23 protein-coding genes are annotated in these 23,832 nt (G+C 61.5%); 19 read left to right on the plus strand and 4 right to left on the minus strand.

Annotation, left to right across the window (positions count from 1 at the left end):
• The first annotated feature begins 80 nt into the window (after window positions 1–80).
• The 3 genes from GKZ67_RS13705 to GKZ67_RS13715 all read left to right on the plus strand — a co-directional run bounded on the left by GKZ67_RS13705 (window position 81) and on the right by GKZ67_RS13715 (window position 3,074).
• Window positions 81–797 (plus strand): hypothetical protein, encoded by a 717-nt coding sequence (locus GKZ67_RS13705; RefSeq protein ID WP_173243241.1) that lies wholly within the window; start codon window positions 81–83, stop codon window positions 795–797.
• 41 nt (window positions 798–838) lie between these two features.
• Complete coding sequence (locus GKZ67_RS13710; RefSeq protein WP_173243244.1) at window positions 839–1,219, plus strand: T9SS type A sorting domain-containing protein; 381 nt, start codon at window positions 839–841, stop codon at window positions 1,217–1,219.
• Between the two features lie 304 nt (window positions 1,220–1,523).
• Window positions 1,524–3,074, plus strand: a complete 1,551-nt coding sequence (locus GKZ67_RS13715; RefSeq protein WP_410505075.1) for a GNAT family N-acetyltransferase — start codon at window positions 1,524–1,526, stop codon at window positions 3,072–3,074.
• An 86-nt stretch (window positions 3,075–3,160) separates the two neighbouring features.
• Here the strand turns inward: GKZ67_RS13715 and GKZ67_RS13720 are convergent, their stop codons facing one another.
• A complete protein-coding gene (locus GKZ67_RS13720; RefSeq protein WP_173243251.1) occupies window positions 3,161–3,889 on the minus strand; it encodes an RDD family protein in 729 nt (242 codons plus the stop codon).
• 97 nt (window positions 3,890–3,986) lie between these two features.
• Here GKZ67_RS13720 and GKZ67_RS13725 point away from each other — a divergent pair, with 97 nt between their 5' ends.
• From GKZ67_RS13725 to GKZ67_RS13765, 9 genes are all read left to right on the plus strand, one after another.
• Window positions 3,987–4,979: a stage II sporulation protein M gene (locus tag GKZ67_RS13725; protein WP_173243254.1), complete on the plus strand. Its 993-nt coding sequence runs from the start codon at window positions 3,987–3,989 to the stop codon at window positions 4,977–4,979.
• A 4-nt stretch (window positions 4,980–4,983) separates the two neighbouring features.
• Entirely contained in the window at window positions 4,984–6,000 is a 1,017-nt protein-coding gene (locus GKZ67_RS13730) for a hypothetical protein (protein ID WP_173243257.1), read from the plus strand.
• 120 nt (window positions 6,001–6,120) lie between these two features.
• Window positions 6,121–6,828 (plus strand): DUF4129 domain-containing protein, encoded by a 708-nt coding sequence (locus GKZ67_RS13735; protein WP_173243260.1) that lies wholly within the window; start codon window positions 6,121–6,123, stop codon window positions 6,826–6,828.
• Between the two features lie 14 nt (window positions 6,829–6,842).
• Window positions 6,843–7,916: a glycosyltransferase family 4 protein gene (locus tag GKZ67_RS13740; RefSeq protein WP_173243263.1), complete on the plus strand. Its 1,074-nt coding sequence runs from the start codon at window positions 6,843–6,845 to the stop codon at window positions 7,914–7,916.
• Between the two features lie 75 nt (window positions 7,917–7,991).
• The gene (locus tag GKZ67_RS13745) at window positions 7,992–9,389 is read left to right on the plus strand and encodes a DUF4350 domain-containing protein (RefSeq protein WP_173243266.1); all 1,398 of its coding nucleotides are present in this window, start codon (window positions 7,992–7,994) and stop codon (window positions 9,387–9,389) included.
• A 323-nt stretch (window positions 9,390–9,712) separates the two neighbouring features.
• Complete coding sequence (locus tag GKZ67_RS13750; protein ID WP_173243268.1) at window positions 9,713–10,627, plus strand: AAA family ATPase; 915 nt, start codon at window positions 9,713–9,715, stop codon at window positions 10,625–10,627.
• 54 nt (window positions 10,628–10,681) lie between these two features.
• Window positions 10,682–12,028 carry a DUF58 domain-containing protein gene (locus GKZ67_RS13755; RefSeq protein WP_173243271.1) on the plus strand — a complete coding sequence of 449 codons (1,347 nt, stop codon included), beginning with the start codon at window positions 10,682–10,684 and terminating at the stop codon, window positions 12,026–12,028.
• 149 nt (window positions 12,029–12,177) lie between these two features.
• Complete coding sequence (locus GKZ67_RS13760) at window positions 12,178–14,052, plus strand: beta-N-acetylhexosaminidase (protein WP_173243274.1); 1,875 nt, start codon at window positions 12,178–12,180, stop codon at window positions 14,050–14,052.
• 43 nt (window positions 14,053–14,095) lie between these two features.
• Window positions 14,096–14,287: a hypothetical protein gene (locus GKZ67_RS13765; protein WP_173243277.1), complete on the plus strand. Its 192-nt coding sequence runs from the start codon at window positions 14,096–14,098 to the stop codon at window positions 14,285–14,287.
• A 37-nt stretch (window positions 14,288–14,324) separates the two neighbouring features.
• On the opposite strand, the gene GKZ67_RS13770 is transcribed toward GKZ67_RS13765, so the two are convergent.
• The 3 genes from GKZ67_RS13770 to GKZ67_RS13780 all read right to left on the minus strand — a co-directional run bounded on the left by GKZ67_RS13770 (window position 14,325) and on the right by GKZ67_RS13780 (window position 17,747).
• The gene (locus GKZ67_RS13770) at window positions 14,325–15,245 is read right to left on the minus strand and encodes a methylated-DNA--[protein]-cysteine S-methyltransferase (RefSeq protein ID WP_173243280.1); all 921 of its coding nucleotides are present in this window, start codon (window positions 15,243–15,245) and stop codon (window positions 14,325–14,327) included.
• 103 nt (window positions 15,246–15,348) lie between these two features.
• Window positions 15,349–16,320, minus strand: coding sequence for an XdhC family protein (locus GKZ67_RS13775; RefSeq protein WP_173243283.1), 972 nt, complete (start codon window positions 16,318–16,320; stop codon window positions 15,349–15,351).
• A gap of 20 nt (window positions 16,321–16,340) precedes the next feature.
• Window positions 16,341–17,747, minus strand: a complete 1,407-nt coding sequence (locus GKZ67_RS13780; protein ID WP_217278597.1) for a urate hydroxylase PuuD — start codon at window positions 17,745–17,747, stop codon at window positions 16,341–16,343.
• A gap of 110 nt (window positions 17,748–17,857) precedes the next feature.
• Between GKZ67_RS13780 and allB the strand changes: the two genes are divergently transcribed.
• The 7 genes from allB (at window position 17,858) to GKZ67_RS13810 (ending at window position 23,777) form a co-directional block, all read left to right on the plus strand.
• Entirely contained in the window at window positions 17,858–19,198 is a 1,341-nt protein-coding gene (gene allB / locus GKZ67_RS13785; protein WP_173243286.1) for an allantoinase AllB, read from the plus strand.
• Between the two features lie 45 nt (window positions 19,199–19,243).
• Window positions 19,244–20,494, plus strand: a complete 1,251-nt coding sequence (locus GKZ67_RS13790; protein ID WP_173243289.1) for a M20 family metallo-hydrolase — start codon at window positions 19,244–19,246, stop codon at window positions 20,492–20,494.
• A 148-nt stretch (window positions 20,495–20,642) separates the two neighbouring features.
• Window positions 20,643–21,389 (plus strand): (S)-ureidoglycine aminohydrolase, encoded by a 747-nt coding sequence (gene allE / locus GKZ67_RS13795; RefSeq protein ID WP_173243292.1) that lies wholly within the window; start codon window positions 20,643–20,645, stop codon window positions 21,387–21,389.
• Window position 21,390: 1 nt separating this feature from the next.
• A complete protein-coding gene (uraD, locus tag GKZ67_RS13800) occupies window positions 21,391–21,984 on the plus strand; it encodes a 2-oxo-4-hydroxy-4-carboxy-5-ureidoimidazoline decarboxylase (RefSeq protein WP_254244821.1) in 594 nt (197 codons plus the stop codon).
• Window positions 21,981–22,163 carry a hydroxyisourate hydrolase gene (locus tag GKZ67_RS23650; RefSeq protein ID WP_254244822.1) on the plus strand — a complete coding sequence of 61 codons (183 nt, stop codon included), beginning with the start codon at window positions 21,981–21,983 and terminating at the stop codon, window positions 22,161–22,163. The genes uraD and GKZ67_RS23650 overlap by 4 nt, the downstream gene beginning before the upstream one ends.
• A complete protein-coding gene (locus GKZ67_RS23655; protein WP_254244823.1) occupies window positions 22,156–22,317 on the plus strand; it encodes a hydroxyisourate hydrolase in 162 nt (53 codons plus the stop codon). The genes GKZ67_RS23650 and GKZ67_RS23655 overlap by 8 nt, the downstream gene beginning before the upstream one ends.
• A 26-nt stretch (window positions 22,318–22,343) precedes the next feature.
• Entirely contained in the window at window positions 22,344–23,777 is a 1,434-nt protein-coding gene (locus tag GKZ67_RS13810; protein WP_173243295.1) for a DUF6986 family protein, read from the plus strand.
• Window positions 23,778–23,832 lie beyond the last annotated feature (55 nt).

Raw genomic sequence — 23,832 nt, forward strand, 5'->3', positions numbered from 1 at the left:
GGCTCCTACGCGACCCGCTTCATACGGCCGATGCGGACGAGGTGGTAGCTTTAAGCTGAAAATCAACTTACCAACTACTTATGCTTCGCTACTCGTTACTTCTGCCAGTTGCGCTGCTGGCCGGCGCGGCCCGGGCCCAGACGTCGCCTGGCATCACGGCCGCCGATATGCCGGCCGTGGGCGATACGCTGCGTCTAAGCCAGGCCACCGGGCTGCCCGCCAGCGCCCCGCCCCTCAGCCGCAACGGGGCTAACCAAACCTGGGATTACTCGGGCCTCGTAGCCAGCTCCCAAACCGTCGACCGCTATGCCAACGTGAATACTACCGCGGCGACCCTGCAGTTCACGTTTAATAACCCGCTCCTGAACCCTGCCTCGCGCGCTACGCTGGTGGTGCCGCGGGCGCTGCCGCTCCCCGCCACTGCCCTGGGGCTGCCCATTACCGACCCGCTGGAGTTTTCCAACGTATCGCCGGCCGACTTTCGACTGGTAGGCTACGGCGGCACCCTCAATGGCTTAGCGGTGCCCGTAACGTATGCCTCGCAGGCGCAGCAGGACGTTATTTATCGCTTTCCCATCAGCTACGGCAGCGGGGCCAGCGTTAGCAACTCACTGCTGACTACGCCAGCCGTGCTGGCCGGCACGGGTTATTTTAGTCAGAAGCGCCAGCGCACCAGCCAGCCCGACGCCTGGGGCACGATTACGACGCCCTTTGGCACCTTTCAGGCAGTGCGCCTCGTGGCAACCCTGCTCGACCACGACAGCCTCGCGGTTGGCGGCGCCCCGGCCAGGGCCTGACGCTGCCCCTCACCCACGAGTACCGTTGGCTGGCCAAGGGCGTGCACGTACCGGTGCTGACTATCACCACCACCACCGTGGCGGGCGCGGAAGTAGTATCGGGGGTTGAGTACCGCGATGTGTACCGGCGCATTGTGCGGCTGGCTGCCCGCAACGCGGCGGCCAATACTTTAGTCAGCGTTTACCCTAATCCTTCAGTAGCCGGCACCGCTCTGCGCCTGGCCGTACCGGCCGGCAGCGGGCCGCTCACGGTAACGGCCACCGACCTGCTGGGTCGGCAGCTGTTCAGCCGGCGCTTTGCCGGCAGCCCCGACGGGGCCCTCACGCTGGAGGCGGCCGCACTAGGCAGCTTCCGTGGGGTGCTGCTGCTCACAGTGCAAACCAGCCAGGGCCAGGCCACGCGCCGGGTAGTACGCGAATAAACTTACGCGTCCAGGCATGCGTTTAGCGGGAGCGATGCTCGCCGGCCGCCCGGCCCCGGTCGGCCCGACAGCTACTTTTGCCTGGCCACCCGCTTATTCAACCCGATTTTTTACCTGAGCTATAATGGCTATTTCATCTACTGGAAAGGGCGCGCCCGGCGGCGCGCACCACCACAAAAAAAGCAGTAAGCTGGGGCCTGCCCTCACGGCCCTCGACGAGCGCCTGACGCCCACCGCCGTGCCGGCCCACAAGCTGGTGCTGCGCCAGCTGCGGCGCAACGACTTTAAGGCCATCAAGGCCATCATGGAGAAAGTATACTCCAACATGGAGGGCGCCTGGACGGCCGACGAGTTTGCAGCGCTGCTGCGCAAGTTTCCCGAAGGCCAGATTTGCATCGAGGACAATGGCCAGGTAGTGGCGGCTGCGCTGGCTATCATCGTGGATTACAGCAAGTTTGGCGACAAGCACACCTACGCCAAAATCACGGGCAATGGCAAGTTTGACACCCACGATGCCGAAGGTGATACCCTTTACGGCGTCGATGTGTTTGTAGACCCCGAGTACCGCAGCCTGCGCCTGGGGCGCCGGCTTTACGATGCTCGTAAAGAGCTGTGCGAGAGCCTGAACCTACGCGCTATGGTGGCCGGCGGGCGCATTCCCGGCTATGCCCAGTACGCGGGCGAGATGACCCCCGCCAAGTACGTGGAGATGGTGCGCAACAAGGAGCTCGTCGACCCCATCCTTACTTTCCAACTCTCGAACGAGTTCTACGTGCGGAAAATCATTCGCGGCTACCTGCCCTACGACTCGGAGTCAAAGGCTTATGCTACGCTGCTGGAATGGATTAATGTGTATTACGACGAGGAGTTCGACAAGCTCATCGGCAACCAGAAGTCGAACGTGCGCATTGGCATTGTGCAGTGGCAGATGCGCGCTACCAAGAGCCTGGAAGATTTTTTTCAGCAAATTGAGTTCTTTGTCGATACCGTGAGCGGCTATAAGGCTGACTTAGTGCTGTTTCCGGAGTTTTTTAATGCCCCCATGATGGCCCTTACCAACGAGGAGTCGGCTTCGGCGGCTATTCGGGGCATGGCGGCCTTTACCGAGCCCATTAAGGTGCGCATGATGGAGCTGGCCGTGAGCTACAACATCAACGTAATTGCGGGCTCCATGCCAGTGTATGAAGATGGCAAGCTCTACAATGTGAGCTACTTATGCCGGCGCGACGGGACCGTGGACGAGCAATACAAGCTGCACGTAACCCCCGACGAAGCCAGCTACTGGGGTATGCGCGGCGGTGATAAACTACAGTGTTTCGACACTGATTTTGGCAAAATCGGCATCCTGGTGTGCTACGACGTAGAGTTTCCGGAGCTGTCGCGCCTGCTCAGCGATGAGGGCATGAAAATTCTCTTCGTCCCCTTCTGGACCGACACCAAGAACTCTTACCAGCGGGTGCGCATCTGCGCCCAGGCCCGTGCCATTGAGAACGAGTGCTACGTGGCCATCACGGGCTCGGTGGGCAACCTGCCCAGGGTAGAGAATATGGACATACAATATTCGCAGTCGGCCGTATTCAGCCCTTCCGACTTTGCTTTCCCGCACGATGCCATCGTGGCCGAAGCCACGCCCAATACCGAGATGACGCTTATCGCCGACCTCGACCTCGACTTGCTTAAAGACCTGAACAGCAGCGGGGCCGTGCGCAACCTGCGCGACCGCCGCAAGGACCTCTACAGCGTAAGCTGGCTGAAGAAAGCTGACCAGCAGCGCGACGAAGAGCTGCTGACGCAGGGCGAGGAGCGTCAGCCCGCCGTGAAGCCCGGCCGCCGCAAAGCCATTGCGGCCGGATAATAAACATATAAATTTAATTATATTTAAAAAAGGCAGGCCGTACGCCAACGGCCTGCCTTTTTGCATGCTTGCTACCAGAGTTGGGCTTAGTGCTCAGCAGCAACTATATAAGCGTGGTCGCGCAGGATGGTGTGGAGGAAGGCCTCGTCGGACAGGTCGCTGTGCAGGTGCAGTAGCGACTTTATTTTATTGGCCGTCTCATTGAGCAGCAGATAGTTGTCTTGTTTAATACTACGACCCAGCAGCTGGCGCAGCAGGGCTACGTCGTGGTCGGTGAGGTCGGCCGCCTGCGCAAATACGGGCTGGTAGCCGGGCGGTACCTGCACGCTCGTCAGCATTGGCAGCTGCTCGGGCCGGGCCTTGAGGCTGATGACCGTAGTGCCGGCAGCCAGGTCGCCGAGGCGCTGGCCTTTGCCATTAATAGCGATAGTAATAACGGCCACCAGCCCACTACCAACCCCGAAATCAATAATGCGCAGCAGCCAGCGCAAAAAGTAGTCGCCGAGACGCGGTGACGTACCATCGAGGCGCATTACCCGCAGGTCGCGCGCTTTTTTACCTAGGCTCTGGCCATTGAGCCATATCTCGCAGACCAGGTTATAAAAGACGTAGGGGATACCTACCAGTATCCCAATTATCCACGCGCTGATGGTACTACTACGGCCGGCTATGGTTGTTACGGATAAGACAGCGGCAATGGCCCACGCAGCCAGCACCAGGTTGTCGAGAATAGTGGCCACGATGCGGTCGCCGATACTGGCTACCTCATATTCAAGGGTAACGTTTTGAGTGGTGTGAACGCGAATGGTGGCCATAAAGCAATAAAAAGTAAACCGGCCCGAAAAATACACCGGCCAGGCCAAGTACCTATCTGGCCGCTGCCTACCTTTAAGGCCCTAACCTATTCTATCTATGCGTGAAGCTGCTTTTCTGCGTCAAAATCAGTCCCGCTGGCAGCAGTACGAAGCCCAGCCGTCGACTAATCCCGATGAGCTGGCCGCCCGCTTTATCAGCCTCACCGACGACCTGGCCTACGCCCAGACCTTCTATCCGACTTCGCCTACTACCGTCTATCTCAACACGCTGGCCAGCACCCTGCACCAGTCCATCTATAAAAATAAAGCCGAAGAGCAAGGCCGCTTCGGCCGGTTTTGGGCCGTGGAAGTCCCCCTGGTAGTAGCCCGGCACCACGGCACGTTGGCCTGGGCAATGGGATTGTTTGTGTTGTTTACCGCTATTGGGATGCTCTCCGCGGCCTACGATGAGAATTTTCTGCGCGTGGTGCTCGGCGACGACTACGTAAACCAGACCCTGGCCAATATCCGCAGTGGCGACCCGATGGCCATTTATAAGTCGGGCAGCTCGTCGGTGATGTTTCTCGGCATCGCGGCCAAGAACTTGTATGTGGCCCTGCGCACCTTTGTGCTGGGCGTTACGCTGGGCGTGGGCACAGTGTACTCCCTCTTCTACAATGGCGTCATGCTCGGGGCTTTTCAGTATTTTTTCTACCAGCAGCACGTGCTTTTGCCCTCGCTGCTCACCATCTGGATTCATGGCACGCTCGAAATCCCCAGCATCGTGCTGGCCGGCGGAGCCGGGTTTATTTTGGGCGGCGGCGTGCTGTTTCCGGGCACCTACTCGCGGCGCGAGTCGCTGACCCGCGCCGCCCGCGATGCCGTGAAGCTGGCCCTGGGCCTGACGCCGGTTATCGTAGCGGCGGCTTTCCTCGAAAGCTTCGTCACGCGCCACACCGAGATGCCCGTGGCCCTGAGCCTGCTCATCATTGGCGGGTCGGCGGCGTTTATTATCTGGTACTTTGGCGTTTATCCGCGCCTGGTGCAGCGGCGGATGCTGCGTAACTTATCCTTGCTTTCTCCGCCGCAGCCCGGCAGCCCAACTTTGTGAATATATGAAAAACACTTTTACCAGTCCGGCCGATTTCTGGCAGGAGCGTGACTTTGGAGCCAAGATTTCGGCCTCGTTCGAGTTTATCGGCGAGCACTGGCGCAGCCTCGGCAAATGCCTGGTATACTTCGTACTACCGTTTACGCTGCTGATGGGTGTCGGGCTGGGCCTTTTCAATAACGGCATCTATAATATGTCGGGGCGCACGCTGGCCGCCCAGCGGGCACACGTGCCCCTGCCGCACCCCGCCTCGCCCTACGACATGTTCAATTTCAGCGGTCTGGGATTGGCCTTTGTGGGAGGCATCCTGGCCTTTATGCTGCTCAGTGGCAGCCTGTATGCCTACCTGCGGGTGCGCCTGCGGCTCCCCGCTACCGAGCCCGTAACAACTGCCCAGGTGTGGGCCGAGCTACGCGCCCGCCTGGGCCGCATTGTCTTGGGCTTCTTGCTATTGCTGGTAATAGGCCTGGTGGGGTGGGGTATTTTACTAAGCGGAGTAGTCGGTGGCATGTCCTCGATAGCATCCGGGCCTGGAATGACTTCCCTGGTCTTTTTGCTGCTTATGCTGGCGAGTATCTATGTTTACATTGTATTTGCTTTATACTTCCCGGTGCTGTGGTTTGAAGACCGGTCGGTAGTGGCTTCCGTGGGCCGGTGCTTCCAGCTGATTCGCGGGCAGTGGTGGTCCACGTTTGGCCTGCTGCTCGTAGCGCTGTTTCTCCAGTCCATGCTCACTATCGTCTTCGCCATTCCGCAGTACGCGGTGATGTTTGGCAAAATGCTGCAGCTGCCGGGGCTCAACTCGGATATCCTGGGGCTGGTAGCTACCTGCTTCTACGCCCTCGGCATTATGTTTACCTACGTGCTGCCCCTGCTGGTGCTGGCGTTTCAATACTTCCACCTGGCCGAGCAGAAAGAAGGAGTTGGACTGCGCCTGCTGGTCGATAAGCTAGGCCATCCCCAGGCCATCCCGGTTGCGCATTCCAGCCAGTACCGGCCCGACGATGAAGGTGAATACTAAATATATTGAAAGTAATATATTAAGGCCGTGGTTGCCGTGCCTGGTCCTGGGGCTACTGGTGCTGGCGAGCGGCTCGCTGCGGGCGGCCCGCAACCGGTGCCCCACCGGTGGGTGGCACTGATGAAAGCCCGTGCTGACACGACCACGGCACCACCGCTACCAGCCGACACGGCGCCGCAGCCAGTGCGCCGCCCGGCGGCGGCGCGCCTGCATGAGTTGCGCAGCCAGCGCGACTTCCAATACACCACCGCCTTAGGTGAGCCCGAGCAAGCAGGATGGCTGGCCCGGCTCATGGCCTGGCTTTGGAGCTGGCTAGGCCCTTTGCTGACAACGCGCGGCGGCAAAGTTGCCTGGAACACTATCTTCTATGGACTGCTGGGGGCTACGCTGGTATTTGCAGTGCTCAAGCTGCTGCAAGTCGACCTTACCAAAGCCTTTGGCCGCGCGCCGCGCGCCGTGCCACTCAGCTACGAAACCGGGCAGGAAAATATCCACGAGCTGAACTTTGCCGACGCGATAACCCAGGCCGAAGCCGCCGGCAACCTGCGCCTGGCCGTGCGCCTGGGTTATCTGCAACTGCTAAAGCAGCTTACCGACGGCAACCTCATTGCCTGGCAACCCGACAAAACCAACCAGGCTTACCTGCGTGAGCTGAAAGCCAGTCGCGGGGCCCTGCACCCGGCCTTTAGCAAGCTAACGCAGCAGTTTGAGTACATCTGGTACGGCGAAGTACCGCTGCCCGCCCCCCTCTACCAGCAAGTGCGCGCCGACCAGTACCAGCTAGGAGCGCAGCTTAATACCAATACAACGAGTAGGCGCTTCGCTTAATTGCCCTTTTACCCATGTCGCTGCCTCGTATTATCTTTGATTGTGAGCCGCTTAAAAACCGAAATAGCGGTTTTAGTCATTTTGTGGTGCCGCTGGCCCACGAGCTCATCCGCCAGAACCACCGCTACCAGCTCTACTGCTACGTGCCGCCGGCCGAAGTGGGCAGCCTCGGCCACGCCGGCGTACGCTACCTCACGCAGCGCAGCTTTCACAAGTATCTCAACCCAGCCAGCTACGGCTTCCGCCTCTGGCATGCCACCTCACAGCTAAGCTGGTACGTGCCCACTAGTCCGCTCACGAAGGTAGTGCTCACGGTGCATGACCTCAATTTTCTGCACGAGAAGGCCGATGAGCGCACCTACGTCCGGCAGCTGGCGATGGTGCAGCGCAACATCCGGCGGGCCGATTACCTGGTAACCATCTCCGACTACGTACGTCAGGACATCCTGCATCATGCCGACCTGTTGGGCTACTCAGCGGCCACGCCGCTGCGCTACGTGCGGCGCGGCGTGGAGGCGCTGGCGCCCACGCCGGCCGGCCACGCGCCCGCCTATGTGCCGCGCCCGGCCTTCCTGTTTGCGCTGGGTACTATCAATGCAAAGAAGAACTTTCACGTACTGCCCGCTTTATTGCAAGGCAATGACTGTGAGCTGGTTGTTGCTGGCAGCTTTGCGGAGCCCACTTACGTAGCCACCATTCGGGCGGCCGCTGCCCAAGCCGGCGTGGCCGACCGGGTAACGATACTTACCAGCATCAGCGAAGCCGATAAAACCTGGTACTATCAGCACTGCCAGGCTTACCTACAACCCTCACTGGCTGAGGGATTTGGCTTGCCGGTAGTAGAGGCTATGCAGCTTGGCAAGCCGGTATTTCTGAGCCGCCTCACGTCGCTGCCCGAGGTAGGCGGCCCGGCGGCATATTATTTCGATGACTTTTCGCCCGAAAGCATGCGCCAGGTGCTGGCTGCGGGCCTTGCCCGGCACTCGCCCGAGCGGGCGGCGACAGCGCAGGCGCAGGCCCGGCATTTTAGCTGGCAACAGGCGGCGGCCGATTATCTGGCAGTCTACCATGAAGTACTGGGGCAATGAGGTAATTAAGCTCCCAACCGCGGTCATTCTGCGCCAGCAACTACCTGTTACTCTTATCTATCAGCTCGTTACATCTTGACTACTTTTCGTTGGTATCTGCTGGGGATGCTGCTCTTGTTTGGGGGCTACGTGACGCTGGAATATTATCGGCCCAAGCCGCTAAACTGGAGCCCTACGCTCAGTAATAAGGATAAAATTCCGTACGGCACCTACGTGCTCTACGATGCGCTGCCGCAGCTAATGGGCTCCGACTCGGTGACAGCTGTGCGCCAGCCTATTTATAATCAATTGCTTGGCAACGAAGAGCCGCAGCTCAAAGGCGGCCGGCCTTCCAATGTGGAGTTTGCCCCCGACTCGGCGAGCGCGGCCCGGCCCGACTCGCTCGCGGACGAGGCCCGCCAGGCGGCCACCAACGACCTGGCGGCCGCCCAGACCGAAATGGCTACGCTACCGCTGACGAAAACGCGGGCTAGCTATATATTTATTAATCAAGAGTTTACTGCTACCCCTCTCGAAACTGCCGCCCTCCTGCGCTTTGTGGCCGAAGGGCATGATGTCTTTATCGCCGCCGAAGATTTTGGCGCGCCGGGCCGGGGCTTGCTGGCTGATACGCTGGGCATTCGCACTTATGCAGCCGATACGCTCCATCGGCATTCGCTGGTGCCTGAGGTGGGCCCGGCTACCGCCCGCGACTCGGTAGCCCTGCACCTGCTTCAGCCTCGGCCGGGCCAGGCGGCGGCTACGTTTCGCTTTGGCGGTGCAGTGGCTGGCTACCGGCTGGCCCTCACGGCGCGGCGGCCCCACCACGGAGCCACCCTCGCCGCCGATGCGCAGGGCCGGCCGGTGCTACTGCGCCTCGACCACGGACGCGGGCACTTTTACCTATGCTCGGTACCGCTGGCACTGGGCAACTACTGGGTACTGCGACCGCGCACCGCCGACTTTGCGTTTGCGGCGCTTTCCTACCTGCCCGCCGGCCGGCCAAGCTGGTGGGATGAGTACCAGAAGCAGGGCCGCGCCGGCGAGCAGTCCATTCTGCGGGTTATTATGGCGCACCCCGCCCTGCGCACCGCCTATTACCTGGCCTTACTGGCCACGCTGCTCTTTGTGCTGGTAGAGGCGCGGCGACGGCAGCGGGTTATTCCCATTCTCAAGCCCTTGCCCAATACAACCCTGCTTTTTACGCGCACCGTGGCTAGCCTCTACCAGCAGGGCCGCAGCCACAACCGCATTGCGGAAAAAAAAGTGAGTCTCTTTCTGGACTACCTGCGCAGCCGATTTCACGAGCCGGCGCCCGACCTTGGCGACGACGCTTTCCGCGAGCGCCTGAGCCAGAAGGCGGGCCTGCCGCGCCTGCGCATCGATGAGCTGCTGCGGCTCATCAACTTTGCCCGCACCGCGCCCGTCGTCACCGACCGCGAGCTGCTTACCTTGAGCCGGGCCATCCGTGATTTTAAGCGGGAATCTACCTGATTGCACTCACAGCCTTTATTGCACTGAGCAAATAAATTGCATTTTATCTATTTATAACTTTTCCAATAAAAGCCCACTGAATTGCCTAAACAGCTTTTACTACCTCATAGTACTCAATAAAGCTGAAGACATAATAGCACTTTCTGCTATTCACTTTCCACCAGCCTTTCTTTCAAAAGCGAAGCTACGCGCCCGCTACCAGCCTGCCAACTCATGGAAACTCAGTCTTTCGACGACCCCACCCTTGCTTCTTCAGCGCCGGTAGCCGCCGGCAGCTTTGCCCGCGCACCGACCTCTCGCAGCTCACGGCGCACGTCGAGGCCGTGCGCCAGCAAATCGGGCAGGTTATTGTGGGCCAGCACGACTTGCTGGAGCTGCTGCTCACGGCCCTGCTCGCCGATGGCCACGTCCTGCTTGAGGGCGTGCCGGGCGTGGCCAAAACCCTCACCGCCAAGCTGCTGGCCCGCACCCTGGATGTGCCGTTCAGCCGCATTCAGTTTACGCCCGACCTGATGCCGGCCGATGTGCTGGGCACCAGCGTGTTTCGGCCGGCGCAGGGCGATTTCGAGTTTCGGCCCGGCCCCATCTTCGCCAGCGTGGTGCTGATTGACGAAATCAACCGCGCCCCCGCCAAGACGCAGTCGGCCCTGTTTGAGGTGATGGAGGAGCGCACCGTGACTCAGGACGGCACGGCGCACCGCATGGACTCGCCCTTCGTGGTGCTGGCTACTCAAAACCCGATTGAGCAGGAAGGCACTTACCGCCTGCCCGAAGCGCAGCTCGACCGCTTCCTCTTTAAGCTGAACGTGGGCTACCCCACGCTGGCCGAGGAAATCCAGATTTTGCAGGGCCACCACAGCGGCTTCGGCGGCACGCCGCTGGAACTTATAAAGCCGGTGCTCTCAGCGGCCGACCTGGCCGCGTTGCGCCGGCAGGTGGGCCAGCAGCGCGTGGAAGCCAACGTGCTCGAATACATTGCCAAAATAGTGGGCCAGACCCGCGCCCATAAGGCGCTGTACCTGGGCGCATCGCCCCGCGCCAGCATTGCGCTGCTCAACGGGGCCAAGGCGCTGGCAGCCCTGCGCGGCCGCGACTTTGTGACGCCCGAAGACGTGCAGTTTCTGGCCGCGCCGGTGCTGCGCCACCGCATCATGCTCACGCCCGAGCGCGAGATGGAAGGCGGCACGGCCGATGAAGTAGTAAAGCAGATTGTGCAGAGCGTGGAAGTGCCGCGGTAGGTTTTACCAGCTAACATGCGTTTGCCCTCGCGCTTGCACGCACAAGTTGTATTTATGAGCCTGTTTCTAACCAAACGCTTCTTTTACCTCTGCATGGCGCTCATTGCGGGCTTTGTAGTGGCCTTTTTTCTGCCGTGGCTGCTGGGGCCGATGCAGGTATTGTTGGGCGCGGCCGGGTTGCTCACGCTGCTCGATGCGCTGCTGCTCTTTGCACCGGGCAAGCATAATGTTTTACCTATATTTGGCCGACGCGTGCTGGGCGACAAGCTATCCAACGGCGACGACAACGAGGTGAAGCTGTACCTGGAAAGCCGCTACCGCTTCGGGGTGCAGGTAGAAGTGATTGACGAGATTCCGCACCAGTTTCAGCGGCGCGACGTGCTGTTTGAAACTATTATTCAGCCAGGGCAGACGCAGGTAATTACCTACCAGCTGCGCCCTACCAAGCGCGGCGAGTACGAGTTTGGGGCCCTGAACGTGTACGCGGCCTCGCCGCTGCGGCTGGTGCGGCGGCGCTTTCGCTTCGACCAGGCCAAGGTGGTGCCGGTGTACCCGTCGTTTTTACAGATGCGGCAGTACGAGCTGCTGGCCATTCACAATCGCCTCACGGAAGTGGGCGTGAAGCGCATCCGGCGCGTGGGCCAGAGCATGGAGTTTGAGCAGCTTAGGCCCTACGCCAGCGGCGACGACCCGCGCACCATCAACTGGAAAGCCAGCGCCCGGCGCAGCAGCGGCCCGGCCGACACGCTGGTTGTCAATCACTTTCAGGATGAGCGCGCCCAGCAGGTATTCTGCCTCATCGACAAGGGCCGGGTGATGCGGATGCCGTTTGAGGGCCTGAGTCTGCTCGACTATGCCATCAACGCCACGCTGGTAATGAGTAATATTGCTCTGCTCAAGCACGATAAAGCGGGGCTGATTACGTTCTCCAGCAAGCCCGGCGCGGTGGTGCCCGCCGAGCGCCGGCCGGGCCACCTGCGCACTATTCTGGAAGTACTCTATCGCCAAAAAACCCAGTACCTCGAAACCGACTACGAGCGGCTCTACGCCACGGTGCGGGCCCGCGTAAAGCAGCGCAGCTTATTGATTTTATTCACCAATTTTGAAACCTTACAGGGCATGCAGCGTCAGTTGCCCTACCTGCGGGGTCTTAGCAAGCAGCATTTGCTGCTGGTAGTTTTTTTCGAAAATACCGAGTTGCGCACTTATCTCGACGCACCGGCCGAAACGACGGCCGACGTGTACAACCAGACTATTGCCGAAAAATTTCAGCAGGAGAAGCGCCAGATTGTGCGCGAGCTGCAGCGCTACGGTATTCAGGCGCTGCTCACGCCGCCGCAGTTGCTGACGGCCAATACGATAAATAAATACCTGGAATTCAAGGCCAGGGGATTGATATGATAACGCAGCGTTTCGCAAAGTTGGCAGCGTTTCGCAAAGTAGTTTACCATTCGCCCCTGCGAAACGCTGCCAACTTTGCGAAACGCTGCGCTGGGATTGCACTGGTCTTTGCTGGTTTAACTGCCCACGCCCAGCGCCCCCTGCTGCCGGTGCCCGCGCAGGCCAGCTGGCAGGCGGGCCACTACACCTTCAAAGCCGCGCCGCTACTGGCCCTGCACCGCGAAATAACAGGTGCGGCTACCTCTACCGATGAAAGCTACCGCCTGCGCATCAATGCCACCGGCGCACTGCTCACGGCAGCTTCGCCGCTGGGTATTCAGCGGGGGCTGGCCACCTTTCGGCAGGTAATCGAGGCCACGCCGCATGGCTGGCGGGCGCAGTTCTGCGATATTCAGGACCAGCCGCGCTTTCGGTGGCGGGGGCTATTGGTCGACCCAGCCCGGCACTTCCTGCCGGTGGCCGTGGTCAAGCGCACTATTGATGGCATGGCCGCCGTGAAGCTCAACGTGCTGCACTGGCACCTGTGCGACGACCAGGGCTGGCGCGTCGAGAGCAAGCTGTTTCCGCGCCTGCACACGGTGGGCGGCGCCACCGGCTACTACACCCAGGCCGAGGTGCGCGAGGTGGTGCGCTACGCCGCCCAGCGCGGCATCCGGGTGGTACCTGAGTTTGACTTGCCCGGCCACGCCGGCGCGCTGCTGGCGGCTTACCCACGCCTGGCCTGCAACGACTCGCTCAGGGCGGTGCCCACCCGCTGGGGCGTGCTCAACATTGCCCTCGACCCTACCCGCGAAAGCACCTACACCATGCTCGACTCGGTGCTGACCGAGATGAGCGGGCTGTTTCCGGACCCGTACTTCCACATTGGCGGTGATGAGAACGATGGCCGGCAGTGGCGGCACAACCCGCGCATAGTGGCCTTTATGCAGGATAAATGCTTTCTCAACGCGAAAGGCTACGTCGATAAGCATCAATTGCAAAATTATTTCAACCGCCGGATGCTCAGCCTGCTGCAAAAGCTGGGCAAGACGATGGTGGGCTGGGATGAGATTCTGGGACCCGACCTGCCCGCGCCGGTGGTAATTGAAAGCTGGCGCGGCCCCAAGGGCGTGGCCGATGCCGTGCGCCTGGGTCACCCCGCCCTGCGCGCCCACGGCTACTACCTCGACCTGAATTTTTCGGCCGCTGCGCACTACGCCGCCGACCCGCTGCAAGGTATCCCCGACTCGCTGCAAGCCCGCGTGCTGGGCGGCGAGGCCGAAATGTGGAGCGAGTTTGCCGACAGCGTCATCTACGAGAGCCGGGTGTGGCCCCGCGCGGCCGCCGTGGCTGAGCGCCTGTGGAGCCCCGCCGGCCTCACGCAAGACGTACCCGACCTGTATCGCCGCCTGGCTTTCGTGTCGGAAGAGCTGGACGCGATGGGCGTGCGGCACCGGCGTGCCCCGGCCGCGCTGCTGCGCCAACTGGCGGCACCATACCCAGCCGCGCTGCCCGCCCTGCAAACCTTCGCGGCCCTTTTAGAGCCGGTGAAGGAATACAAGCGGCACTTCCAGGGTTTTAAATACTCCACCGAAACGCCCCTGACCCGCCTCGTGGATGCCGCCCCCGCCGAGGCGGAAGTGGCCCGGCGCTTTGGGGCCACGGTAGACAGCCTGCTAGCCAGCCTTAGTATCGCAGTACCCCGGTTTCCGGCCACTGGTCCGCCCACACTGTCTCCGGTCGCCAGCCGTCAGCTCGCCGCCCTGCGCCAGCAAGTAGCCGATTGGCAGCACGCTACCGAGGCCCTGCCGCCGCTGTTCGTGCTCAGCCCCAGCCTGGCCGAATATGCCCCGCTGGCGGCCCAGCTCGGCCTTGTAGCCGCGTTGCTCGACCAGCGCCTCGCGCAGCTGGCGCAAGGCCAGCCGCCGCTACCAGCCTGGCAAACCACCGCCAAAGCTCAGCTTGATGCCGCCCAAAAACCCGTCGGCCAGGCCGAGCTGGCCATTATCGGCGCAGCGCGGCGGCTAGTGGGTTCACAGAGTTGACAAGCACCATAACCTAAGGCTAGCAGTCCTACGTAGGTGGGCTATGCAAACAAATTCATCGCCTTCTGCCAGCGAGCAGCCCGCCGACGACCACCTGCTGGAAGATTTGGCGGCCTTAACCAGCTTGTTCAACCCGGTGGAAATCTGGCACGAAGAGGAAAAGCTCGACGACCTGGACGACCAGGAAAAGGCCGCGCTCAATGCCCCGCAGCCACCAACCGCACCGGCCGACTAATTGCGGGGGCCTGTTCGGTCACTCCATTGGCTGCCGGCTACGCCGCCACCTGCGCCGCTTCCCATGCCAGCAGGGCCTGCTTGCGGGCATTGCCCCAGCGATAGCCACCCGGCCCACCGTGCTGCTGAATAACCCGGTGACACGGAATCAGATAGCCAATGTTGTTGGCCCCTACTGCACCACCCACCGCCTGGCTGGCTCCTGGCTGCCCGATAGCCGCTGCCACATCGCGGTACGAGACCACGGCCCCGGCCGGAATACGTAGCAGCGCCTCCCACACTTTTATCTGGAAATTGGTACCCTTCAGCACAAGCGGCAGGCGCTGGCCGGCCGGGGTAGCGTTGATGGCAAAAAGCCGGGCGGCCACGCTCTCCGTTCGGGCGGCATCAGGCTGGAGCGTCGCGCCGGGCCAGGTGGCCCGAAGCTGCGCCAACGCAGCGGCCCGCTCTGCTTCGGCCTGAAACGTGAGGCCGCAGATGCCCCGGTCGGTCAGGCTCAGCAGGCTTTCGCCAAAAGGTGTGGCGTGAAAGCCATAGGCGATGGTGAGGCCGGCGGCCTGCGCCCGGTACTCGGCCGGAGTCATGGCCTCGTAGGCTACGAACAAGTCGTGCAGCCGACTCGGGCCCGACAGCCCGGCCTGATACGTAGCGGCGAGCACACTGCCCGATTCGGCCAGCACCTGCCGGGCGTACTCCTTGGTAAGAAAACGTAAAAACCGCTGCGGACTGGTGCCTGCCCAGCGCGTAAACAGCCGATTGAAATGAAAGGGGCTGAGGTGTACCTGCGCCGCAATTGCCTCCAGCGAAGGCTGCTCGCTAACATGACCGGCAATAAAGCTGATGGCCTGCTCAACGCGGGTGTAGTCGAGGCTAGCCTGTGCGCCAGCGGCGGGCGCCGGGCCGGGACCGGCCGGCAACAGCTCAGGCGGGCAGGTAGTCGGAAAGGGTAACTGGCTCATAAAGTAGCAACATTGTTAGGCCCCAAAATTACCTTTCGGCTAAGCCCGCGTCTATCCGAATCTTGCGCACTTTCGGCAATGCTGCCTTGGTGAGTGGCCCGCCTCAGTGGCGCCCCTGGTTGCGCACCGCAATCAGCTCGGCCGCCACACTCACCGCGATTTCTTCTGGGGTACGGCTGGCAATCGGCACCCCAATCGGCCCCCGGAGCCGGGCTATGGCCGCGTCGGCAAAACCGGCCTCGCTTAAGACGCGGCGCAGCTCGGCAGCTTTGGCAGCGCTGCCCATTACGCCCAGGTAAGCATAGGGTTTTCCTATTAGTTGCCGCAAGGCAACTTCGTCAGTCCGGTAGCCCACGGTCATTACCACTACGTAGAGGTGCGGGCCGGGCGGCACGGCGTCGGCCAGGGTATCGTAGCTTAGCACGAGGCGATGGTGGGCGTCGTCGTTGGAGGCCAGCGTGGGCAGGTCGGGCCGGTCGTCGAGCACAGTTATTTCAAACTCCAGGTTGGCGGCCACGCGGGCGAGTGCCCGGCTCACGTGCCCGCCGCCCACAATAGTGAGCTGGTCGCGGTAGCCCAGCCGCTCCGTATACTGCCAGACTGGGCCAGACAGATAGCTATAAAAATGGCTTGACAGTGTGGTAACAAACTGCAAGCCTGCTGCTTCACTCACCTGCCACGCACCAGCCTGAAGGGTTTGCAAAGCCGTCACAATGGCCTGTATTACCGGCAAATCGGTAGGCTGCAAGGGCCACAGCAGCACCTCCTGCTCGCCCGAGCACATCATGCCCGAGCGGTCGGCCGGGGCCTCGCGCCGGTGAATCTGAGGGCGCAGCAGCGGCGTAGCAACGCCTTCGCGCAGGCGCTGGCGGGCCAGCTCCGCCCACTTGTGCTCCATAATGCCGCCGCCGATGGAGCCGGCCGCAGCTTCGGCCGTGACTACCAGCTTGAAACCCTGGCGGCCGGGACTGCTGCCCTCGCTGCGCACCACGCACAGCAGCACGGCCGCTTGGCCAGCCCCAAGGGCGGCGGCGGCAAGCGTCCAAACGGGCAGGTCGCGGGGGGCAGCAGGCAAGTTTTACTCAGTGATAACTTTTACTTATTCAAGGCGCCCTGATTAATCCAGCAGCCGATGAGGTCACGCTCCTGCTGGGTTATCTGGGTTTTGTTGTTTTGGGGCATCGTTCTGGTGATGACCACGCGCTGCATTATCTTGTCTTTCAGCCGGATAATATCTTCCGGCGTATCGTACACCACCCCGTTGGGCGGCGCCTTAAATACGTCGTCGGTCGGGTGTGCCGAGTGGCACTGAATGCAGCGTTTCTGCACAATAGCGTTTACCTGAACCATGCTTACCTGCTGGGTGCAGCGGCCGGCGGCCGTGCCCGGCTCCACTTTGGGAGCCGTTACGAATACCACGCCCAGCAGAATTGCCGCCGACAGGGGCAGCACCCAGGCGTTGGACTGGTGCTTCTCGCGCAGGTTGAGCCAGTGCTTCACGCCCGCCGTGCCCAGCGTAATGGCCGCCAGAATAGCCCACGGATACGCGTGCCCAAAAGTACTGGGAAAGTGGTTGCTCACCATCACAAACAGCACGGGCAGTGTAAAATAGTTGTTGTGCAGCGAGCGGACCAGCGAGTTTTTGCCCAGCGCAGGGTCGAGCGGTGTGCCGTTGGTGGCAGCTTTCACCATCGCTTTCTGCGATGGTATGATGATAAAAAACACGTTGGCCACCATCAGCGTGCCCAGCATAGCCCCGAAGTGGATGTAGGCGGCCCGCGCGCTGAACACCTGGGCGTAGAAAAACGCGAAACCCACGGCCAACGCAAAGCCCACCACCATAAACCAGCGGCTGCGCACCAGTGCCGTGCGGCACAGGCCATCGTAGAGCAGCCATGCCACCCCAAACGACCCCACCCCGATACTCACGCCCGCCAGCGGCGAAATAGCCAGCACCCGCGGGTCAATCAGCATGGAGCTGGCGTTGAAGTAATAGACTACAAACAGCAGGCTGAAGCCCGAAAGCCAGGTAAAGTAGGCTTCATACTTAAACCAGTGTAGGTTTTTAGGTATTTGCGAGGGCGCGAGCTTGTATTTTTCGAGGTAGTAAAAGCCGCCGCCATGCACGGCCCACAGGTTGCCGGCTAGCTCATCGCGCACGTTATCGGTCCGGTTGAGGGCATTTTCGAGAAATACGAAGTAGAACGAGGCGCCAATCCAGGCAATGCCGAAGGTGATATGCATGAGCCGCACGACAATATTCAGCCACTCTAATATATGCCCTCCCCAGGGCGTGTCGCGCACCAGCACGTAGCACACGCCCACCGCTGTTACGGCCGCCAGCAGCATAAAAGCATACGAAAAGCCTTCGAGCGTAAAGCCTTTGTCGCCCACGGGGCCGCCGTGGGGCCGGCTTTTGGCCAGGTGCTGAAGCACTACAATAGCTCCCAGCAGCAGCCCAAAGGTTAGTAAAAGCGCAAGTAAGGTAACGTATTGAAGCATAGAAAATATAAAAACTACAGCCGCTCAGGACCAGCCCACTCTACAAAACGACCTGCAAGAATAGCCGCAGTTGGGGAAAAGTCCTCAATTTAGCGTCAAATTTTTCCTTTATGTCCAATTTTGTCCTCCGCAGCCGCTATGTAGTGCTGCCCGATGGCGAGCGCCCGGCGACGCTTATACTGCAAGCGGGGCGCATTGCGGCCGTGCTGCCCTACGATTATGCTGCCCGGGACGCCGGCCCGGCGCTCGACCTCGGCGACGCGGCCATTCTGCCCGGCGTCATCGACCCGCACGTACACCTCAACGAGCCCGGCCGCACCGAGTGGGAGGGCTTCGACACCGGCACCCGCGCCGCGCTGGCGGGCGGGCTTACCACGCTGGTAGACATGCCGTTGAACTCGGCACCGGTCACGACTTCGGTAGAGAATCTACGTATTAAGCAAGCTGCTACCCAGGGCCAGCTGCATACCAACGTGGGCTTCTGGGGCGGCATCGTGCCCGGCAACGCCGACCAAATCGAGCCGCTTATTGCGGCCGGCGTGCTGGGCTTTAAGGCATTTCTGACCCACTCGGGCATCGACGAATTTCCGAATGCCACGGAGGCCGATTTGCGCCGCGCAATGCCCATTCTGGCCCGCCACGGCCGGCCGCTGCTGGTGCACTGCGAACTATCGGAGGAGAATGAGGCGTGGAAGAAGGGCGACACCCGCTCCTACGCCAACTACCTGGCCTCACGCCCCAAAAGCTGGGAAGAAGAGGCCATTAAGCTAATAATTCGGCTCTGCGCCGAGTACCGCTGCCCGGTGCACATCGTGCATTTGTCGGCGGCCAGCTCGCTGGCTGCCATTGCCGAGGCCAAGGCCCAGGGCCTGCCGCTGACCGTGGAAACCGGTCAGCACTACCTGTTTTTTAACGCTGAAGACATTGCCGACGGCCAGACGCAGTTTAAGTGCGCGCCGCCCATCCGGGAGCGGGCCAACAACGAGCAGCTGTGGCAGGCGCTGCAAAGCGGCCTCATCGATTTCGTGGCCACCGACCACTCGCCCGCCCCGCCCGGCCTCAAGCAGCTGGCCAGCGGCGATTTTGCTACGGCCTGGGGCGGCATCGCCTCGCTGCAGCTGGCCCTGCCGGTGCTCTGGACCGCTGCCCGCCCGCGCGGCGCCACGCTACCCGATTTGGCCCGCTGGCTCAGTGCCAACCCCGCCCGGCTCATCGGCCAAAGCCACCGCAAAGGCCAGATCGCCAAAGGCTACGACGCCGACCTGCTGGTACTGGCTCCCGAGGCCACCTTCACCGTGACCGAAGCCCTGCTACACCATCGCCACAAGGTATCGCCTTACTTGGGCCACGAATTGCGAGGCGTAGTGACGCATACATTCCTGGCCGGCGAGGAAGTTTTTAGGCATCCCGATTTCTTACATCTGAACCGGGGGCAGTTTGTGACGCGCTAGGCATGTATGTTTGCGGTTTCGCTCAACGGCACCTCACCTCCTTCCATGCCCGACCATCTCGCCCGTACCACCCTCATTCTCAGCCGCATCGACGAACTGGCCGCCATCAGTGAAGACGCCACGGGCGCTACCGTCACGCGCCGCTTTGGCACGCCGGCCTTCGTGCGCGGCCGCGACCTGGTGCAAGGCTGGTTTGAGGCCGCGGGCCTTGAAACCCGGCTCGATGGCATCGGCAACCTGCGCGGGCGGCTGGCCAGCCGGCGGCCGGGCGCCAAAACTTTCGTGCTGGCCTCGCACATCGACACGGTAGTGAACGCCGGTAAATACGACGGCCCCCTGGGCGTATTGATGGGGCTGGATTTGGTGGAAAATATTATTCAGCAAGGCGTTGAGTTGCCATTCAACCTGGAGCTAATTGCCTTCAGCGATGAAGAAGGGGTGCGTTTTCACACCACCTATTTAGGTAGTAAGGTCGTAACCGGTGCTTTTGAGCCTACCCTTTTACAACGAGCTGATGCCGATGGCATTACCTTGGCCCAAGCCATTGCCGAGATGGGCGGCAATGCGGCCAGCATCGCCACCGATGCCCTGCCCGCCGAGGAATGGCTGGGCTACTTCGAGCTGCACATCGAGCAGGGGCCGGTGCTCTGGGAAAGCACAGTACCCATTGCGCTGGTCACGGCCATTGCCGGGCAGCAGCGCGTAGAGCTGACCTGGCAGGGCATGGCCGGCCACGCCGGCACGGTGCCCATGCCCATGCGCCAGGATGCGCTGGCTGCCGCGGCCGAGTTTGTGCTGGCGGCCGAAAGCTTCGCCCTGGCCCACCGCCAGGGCCTGGTGGCTACCGTGGGCCAGCTGCGCATTCCGTACTCGGCCAGCAATGTTATTCCCGGCCAAGTCATTCACAGCCTCGACCTGCGCAGCCCCGCCGCCGGCCAGCTAGCCGCCGCCTACGCCGACTTACAAACCCAGGCCGAGGCCATTGCCGCCCGGCGCGGCGTGGCGCTGCACTGGCAATTGGTGCAGGCCACGGCGCCCGTAGCCTGCGACCGCGAGCTGAACCGCCTGCTCGGCCAGGCCATCGCGGCCAGCGGCTACGAGGTCGAAGGCCTGGTGAGCGGCGCCGGCCACGACGCCGTGCCCGCCTCGGCCGTAGCACCGGCCACAATGGCCTTCATACGCTGCTACAAAGGCATTAGCCACAACCCGTTGGAGAACGTGGAGGCGGCTGATGTGGCTGCCGCGCTGGCAGTGGCCGAGCGGTTTCTTTTGGAATTAAAAAACAAGTACAACTGAGCCGTTTGTCATTGCGAGCGCAGCGCGGCAATCGCACTCGAACGATACCCGTGTGACTCGCGTCAGGGTCGTTCGGGTGCGATTGCTTCGCAGGCTCGCAATGACAAACGACTTTGATTACTTTCTTGACTTTACCCTTTCCCACCTTATGCAGCTAGGCTCTACCACCCGTTCCGTCACCCGGCGCAACCACGCCATCATCGCGCCCGACGGCTACATCAACAGCAACGTGCCCGGCTGGACGGGCGGCACCGTTAACGTCATCATCAATGAGCAGATGGGCGCGCGCCTCTGCCAGACGCTCGTCACGCTCACCGACGCCGGCCAGCTGACGGGCGAAACCCAGGCGTCGCAGATTTTTTTCTACGTGGTGCAGGGCCAGGTGCAGGCCACCATCGGCGACGACAGCCGGATTCTGACCGTGGGCAAGTTTGTATACGTGCCTATCGGCCAACGCTATACCTTCAAAAACCCGACGGCTAACACCCAGATTCTTACCTTCCACAAAGTATATGAGCCGCTGGCGGGCCACGCCACCCCTGGCGTGTACTGGGGCGAAAAAGACGACAGCAAGGCCCCCGTGTACATGAACGATGAGGCGCTGCGCATTCAGGAGCTGCTGCCCAATGAGTTGGGCTTCGACATGGCCGTCAACATCTTCACCTACCAGCCCGGCGGCAACCTGCCGATGGTAGAGACGCACATTATGGAGCACGGCCTGCTCTACTTGCAGGGCCAGGCAATCTACATGCTTGACCAGCAGTGGTACCCGGTGCAGAAAGGTGATTCTATCTGGATGGCGCCTTTCTGCCAGCAGTGGGCCGCCTCGATTGGCAAGGAGCCGTCGGTGTACATCTACTATAAGAACGTGAACCGGTTTCCGACGGTGGTGTAGCGTGGACTCTGCGAGTCCGCGCATTGCCCAGCCTGAACGCCAGCTTTTCATTACGCTCCACGCGCGGACTCGCAGATTCCACGCTACTGCTTATGACCCTTTCCGACCTCAACGCTCTGCCCCTACCGCCCGCGCCGAGGCGCTGACTACCTGCTGCGGTGCCACGGCCTGGGTAAATACACTAAATGCCCAATTCCCTTTCGACTCAATTCCAGCGCTCTATGAGGCGGCCGACCGCATTTGGTACAGCTTGAGCGAAGCCGACTGGCGTGAGGCCTTTACGCACCACCCCAAAATTGGCGACGTGAAGGCGCTGAAGGAGAAGTTTGCTAGTACCGCCACCTGGGCGGCTGGCGAGCAAGGCGCTGTAAAACAGGCTTCACCAGATACCCTGGAAGCGCTGGCGGCCGGCAACGAGGCGTATGAGCGCAAGTTCGGCTACATCTTCATTGTGTGCGCCACGGGCAAGTCGGCGGATGAAATGCTGGCGCTGCTGCAAGCCCGGCTGCCGCACGAGCCTGGCCAGGAAATCCGCGTTGCCATGGGCGAGCAGGCCAAAATCACGCGCCTGCGCCTCGAAAAACTACTTGCATGAGCCAGATAACTACCCATATACTTGACACAACCAAAGGCCGGCCGGCAGCCGGCGTCACCATCACCCTGCACGAGCCGGCTGGCGAGGGCTGGCGCGAAATAGCCCGCGGCGTGACCAACGCCGACGGCCGCATACCCGACCTGCTGCCCCCGCCACGCTGTTGGCGCGGGCATGTATAAGCTCCGTTTTTTCACGCAGGATTATTTTGGGCGCGACGAATCAGCTCATTTCTACCCGTTTGTAGAAATCTGCTTTACGGTGGCCGATGAGTCGCACTACCACGTACCGCTGCTACTCAACCCGTTCGGCTACAGCACCTATCGCGGCTCGTGAGCCATATTTCCTATCCATTCCCTCCCATGAACCTCAGCCTCCCGGACTCCGACAAAACCGCCCTGCTCAACCAGCTTGGCGTGGCCAATCTGCGCTTTCAGCACACCTACCCCGGCGACCGGCCCGACCGCCAGCCCGTGCACACCGTGTACGGCGGCGCCAACCTTTTCAAGGCCGACACCTGCGTGCGAATGGGCGAAATCGCCCTGCGAAACCTCCAGACCTACGCCCCCAACTTCGTGGAATTGGCTCGCGTGCTCCAGCTGGCCGGCCACGAGCGCCTGCCCACCCTCGAAAAAGACATCCACGACCTCACCGACTACCTCGACAAGCTGCCCGCCGACCAACGCCGCCAGGAGCCCGCCTGGCTGGCCTACACCGTCTACAACAAGATGGTGCAGAAGCTCAAAACCGAGGCCGTCGAAGATTTTCGCATTGATTTTGAGGATGGCTTCGGCAACCGGCCCGACGCCGAGGAAGACGCCACCGCCGTGCAGGCCGCCCACGAGGTAGCCAAAGGCATGGCGCAGGGCACGCTCTCGCCCTTCATCGGCATCCGCATCAAGCCTTTCACCGAAGACCTGAAGGCGCGTGGCGTGCGCACCCTGGATATCTTCCTGACCACCCTGCTCGAAGCTACTGGCGGCAAGCTGCCCAACAACTTCGTGGTGATGCTGCCCAAAGTCACCATCCCCGAACAGATGACCACCATGGTGCGCTTTTTCGAGCTGCTGGAAAAAGCCAACCACCTGGCGCCCGGCACCTTGAAGATGGAAACGATGGTGGAAGCCACCCAGATTGTGATGGACGACGAGGGCCGCAACCCCCTGATGCGCATCATCCGCGCCAGCGAGGGGCGCTGCATCGCGGCGCACTTCGGCACCTACGACTACACGGCCTCGGCCGGCATCACGGCCAAGTACCAGACCATGGCGCACCCCGTCTGCGACTTTGCCCACCACATGACCAAGGTGGCGCTGGGCGGCACCGGCATCTTCCTTAGCGACGGCGCTACCAACGTGATGCCTATCGGTCCGCACCGGGGTGATAACCTGACGTTTGCGCAGCTGCGCGAAAACCAGGAAGCCGTGCACAGCGGCTGGCGCCAAGCCTACCACCACACCATGCACTCGCTCATCAACGGCCTCTACCAGGGCTGGGACCTCAACCCCGCGCAGCTGCCCATGCGCTACGCAGCCACCTACAATTTCTTCCTCAGCTCCTACGAAGGCGCGGTGCACCGCCTCAAAACCTTCGTGGACCGGGCGGCCATCTCCACCCTCACCGGCGATATCTTCGACGACGCCGCCACCGGCCAGGGCCTGCTCAACTTCTTCCTCAAAGCCCTGAACTGCGGCGCTCTCACCGAAGAAGACATCGTGCCCACCGGCCTCACAATTGAGGAAATCGAAACCCGCTCGTTTTACCGGATTTTGGCCGGGCGCCGCCGCAAGGCATAATTAGCCAGTCAGATAGCAGAAATCAAAAAGAACGTCATGCTGAGGTTGTCGAAGC

The sequence above is a fragment of the Hymenobacter sp. BRD67 genome (assembly GCF_013256425.1).
Lineage (GTDB): Bacteria > Bacteroidota > Bacteroidia > Cytophagales > Hymenobacteraceae > Hymenobacter.

What these genes read in the sequence shown, in the direction of transcription:
- GKZ67_RS13755 (WP_173243271.1), top strand. Translation starts at nt 10,682, where the DNA reads ATGAGCCTGTTTCTAACCAAACGCTTCTTTTACCTCTGCATGGCGCTC.
- GKZ67_RS13705 (WP_173243241.1), top strand. Translation starts at nt 81, where the DNA reads ATGCTTCGCTACTCGTTACTTCTGCCAGTTGCGCTGCTGGCCGGCGCG.
- GKZ67_RS13780 (WP_217278597.1), bottom strand. Translation starts at nt 17,747, where the DNA reads ATGCTTCAATACGTTACCTTACTTGCGCTTTTACTAACCTTTGGGCTG.
- allB (WP_173243286.1), top strand. Translation starts at nt 17,858, where the DNA reads ATGTCCAATTTTGTCCTCCGCAGCCGCTATGTAGTGCTGCCCGATGGC.
- allE (WP_173243292.1), top strand. Translation starts at nt 20,643, where the DNA reads ATGCAGCTAGGCTCTACCACCCGTTCCGTCACCCGGCGCAACCACGCC.
- GKZ67_RS13770 (WP_173243280.1), bottom strand. Translation starts at nt 15,245, where the DNA reads ATGAGCCAGTTACCCTTTCCGACTACCTGCCCGCCTGAGCTGTTGCCG.
- GKZ67_RS13790 (WP_173243289.1), top strand. Translation starts at nt 19,244, where the DNA reads ATGCCCGACCATCTCGCCCGTACCACCCTCATTCTCAGCCGCATCGAC.
- GKZ67_RS13720 (WP_173243251.1), bottom strand. Translation starts at nt 3,889, where the DNA reads ATGGCCACCATTCGCGTTCACACCACTCAAAACGTTACCCTTGAATAT.
- GKZ67_RS13735 (WP_173243260.1), top strand. Translation starts at nt 6,121, where the DNA reads ATGAAAGCCCGTGCTGACACGACCACGGCACCACCGCTACCAGCCGAC.
- GKZ67_RS13740 (WP_173243263.1), top strand. Translation starts at nt 6,843, where the DNA reads ATGTCGCTGCCTCGTATTATCTTTGATTGTGAGCCGCTTAAAAACCGA.
- GKZ67_RS23650 (WP_254244822.1), top strand. Translation starts at nt 21,981, where the DNA reads ATGAGCCAGATAACTACCCATATACTTGACACAACCAAAGGCCGGCCG.
- GKZ67_RS23655 (WP_254244823.1), top strand. Translation starts at nt 22,156, where the DNA reads ATGTATAAGCTCCGTTTTTTCACGCAGGATTATTTTGGGCGCGACGAA.
- GKZ67_RS13810 (WP_173243295.1), top strand. Translation starts at nt 22,344, where the DNA reads ATGAACCTCAGCCTCCCGGACTCCGACAAAACCGCCCTGCTCAACCAG.
- GKZ67_RS13730 (WP_173243257.1), top strand. Translation starts at nt 4,984, where the DNA reads ATGAAAAACACTTTTACCAGTCCGGCCGATTTCTGGCAGGAGCGTGAC.
- GKZ67_RS13765 (WP_173243277.1), top strand. Translation starts at nt 14,096, where the DNA reads ATGCAAACAAATTCATCGCCTTCTGCCAGCGAGCAGCCCGCCGACGAC.
- GKZ67_RS13715 (WP_410505075.1), top strand. Translation starts at nt 1,524, where the DNA reads ATGGAGAAAGTATACTCCAACATGGAGGGCGCCTGGACGGCCGACGAG.
- GKZ67_RS13725 (WP_173243254.1), top strand. Translation starts at nt 3,987, where the DNA reads ATGCGTGAAGCTGCTTTTCTGCGTCAAAATCAGTCCCGCTGGCAGCAG.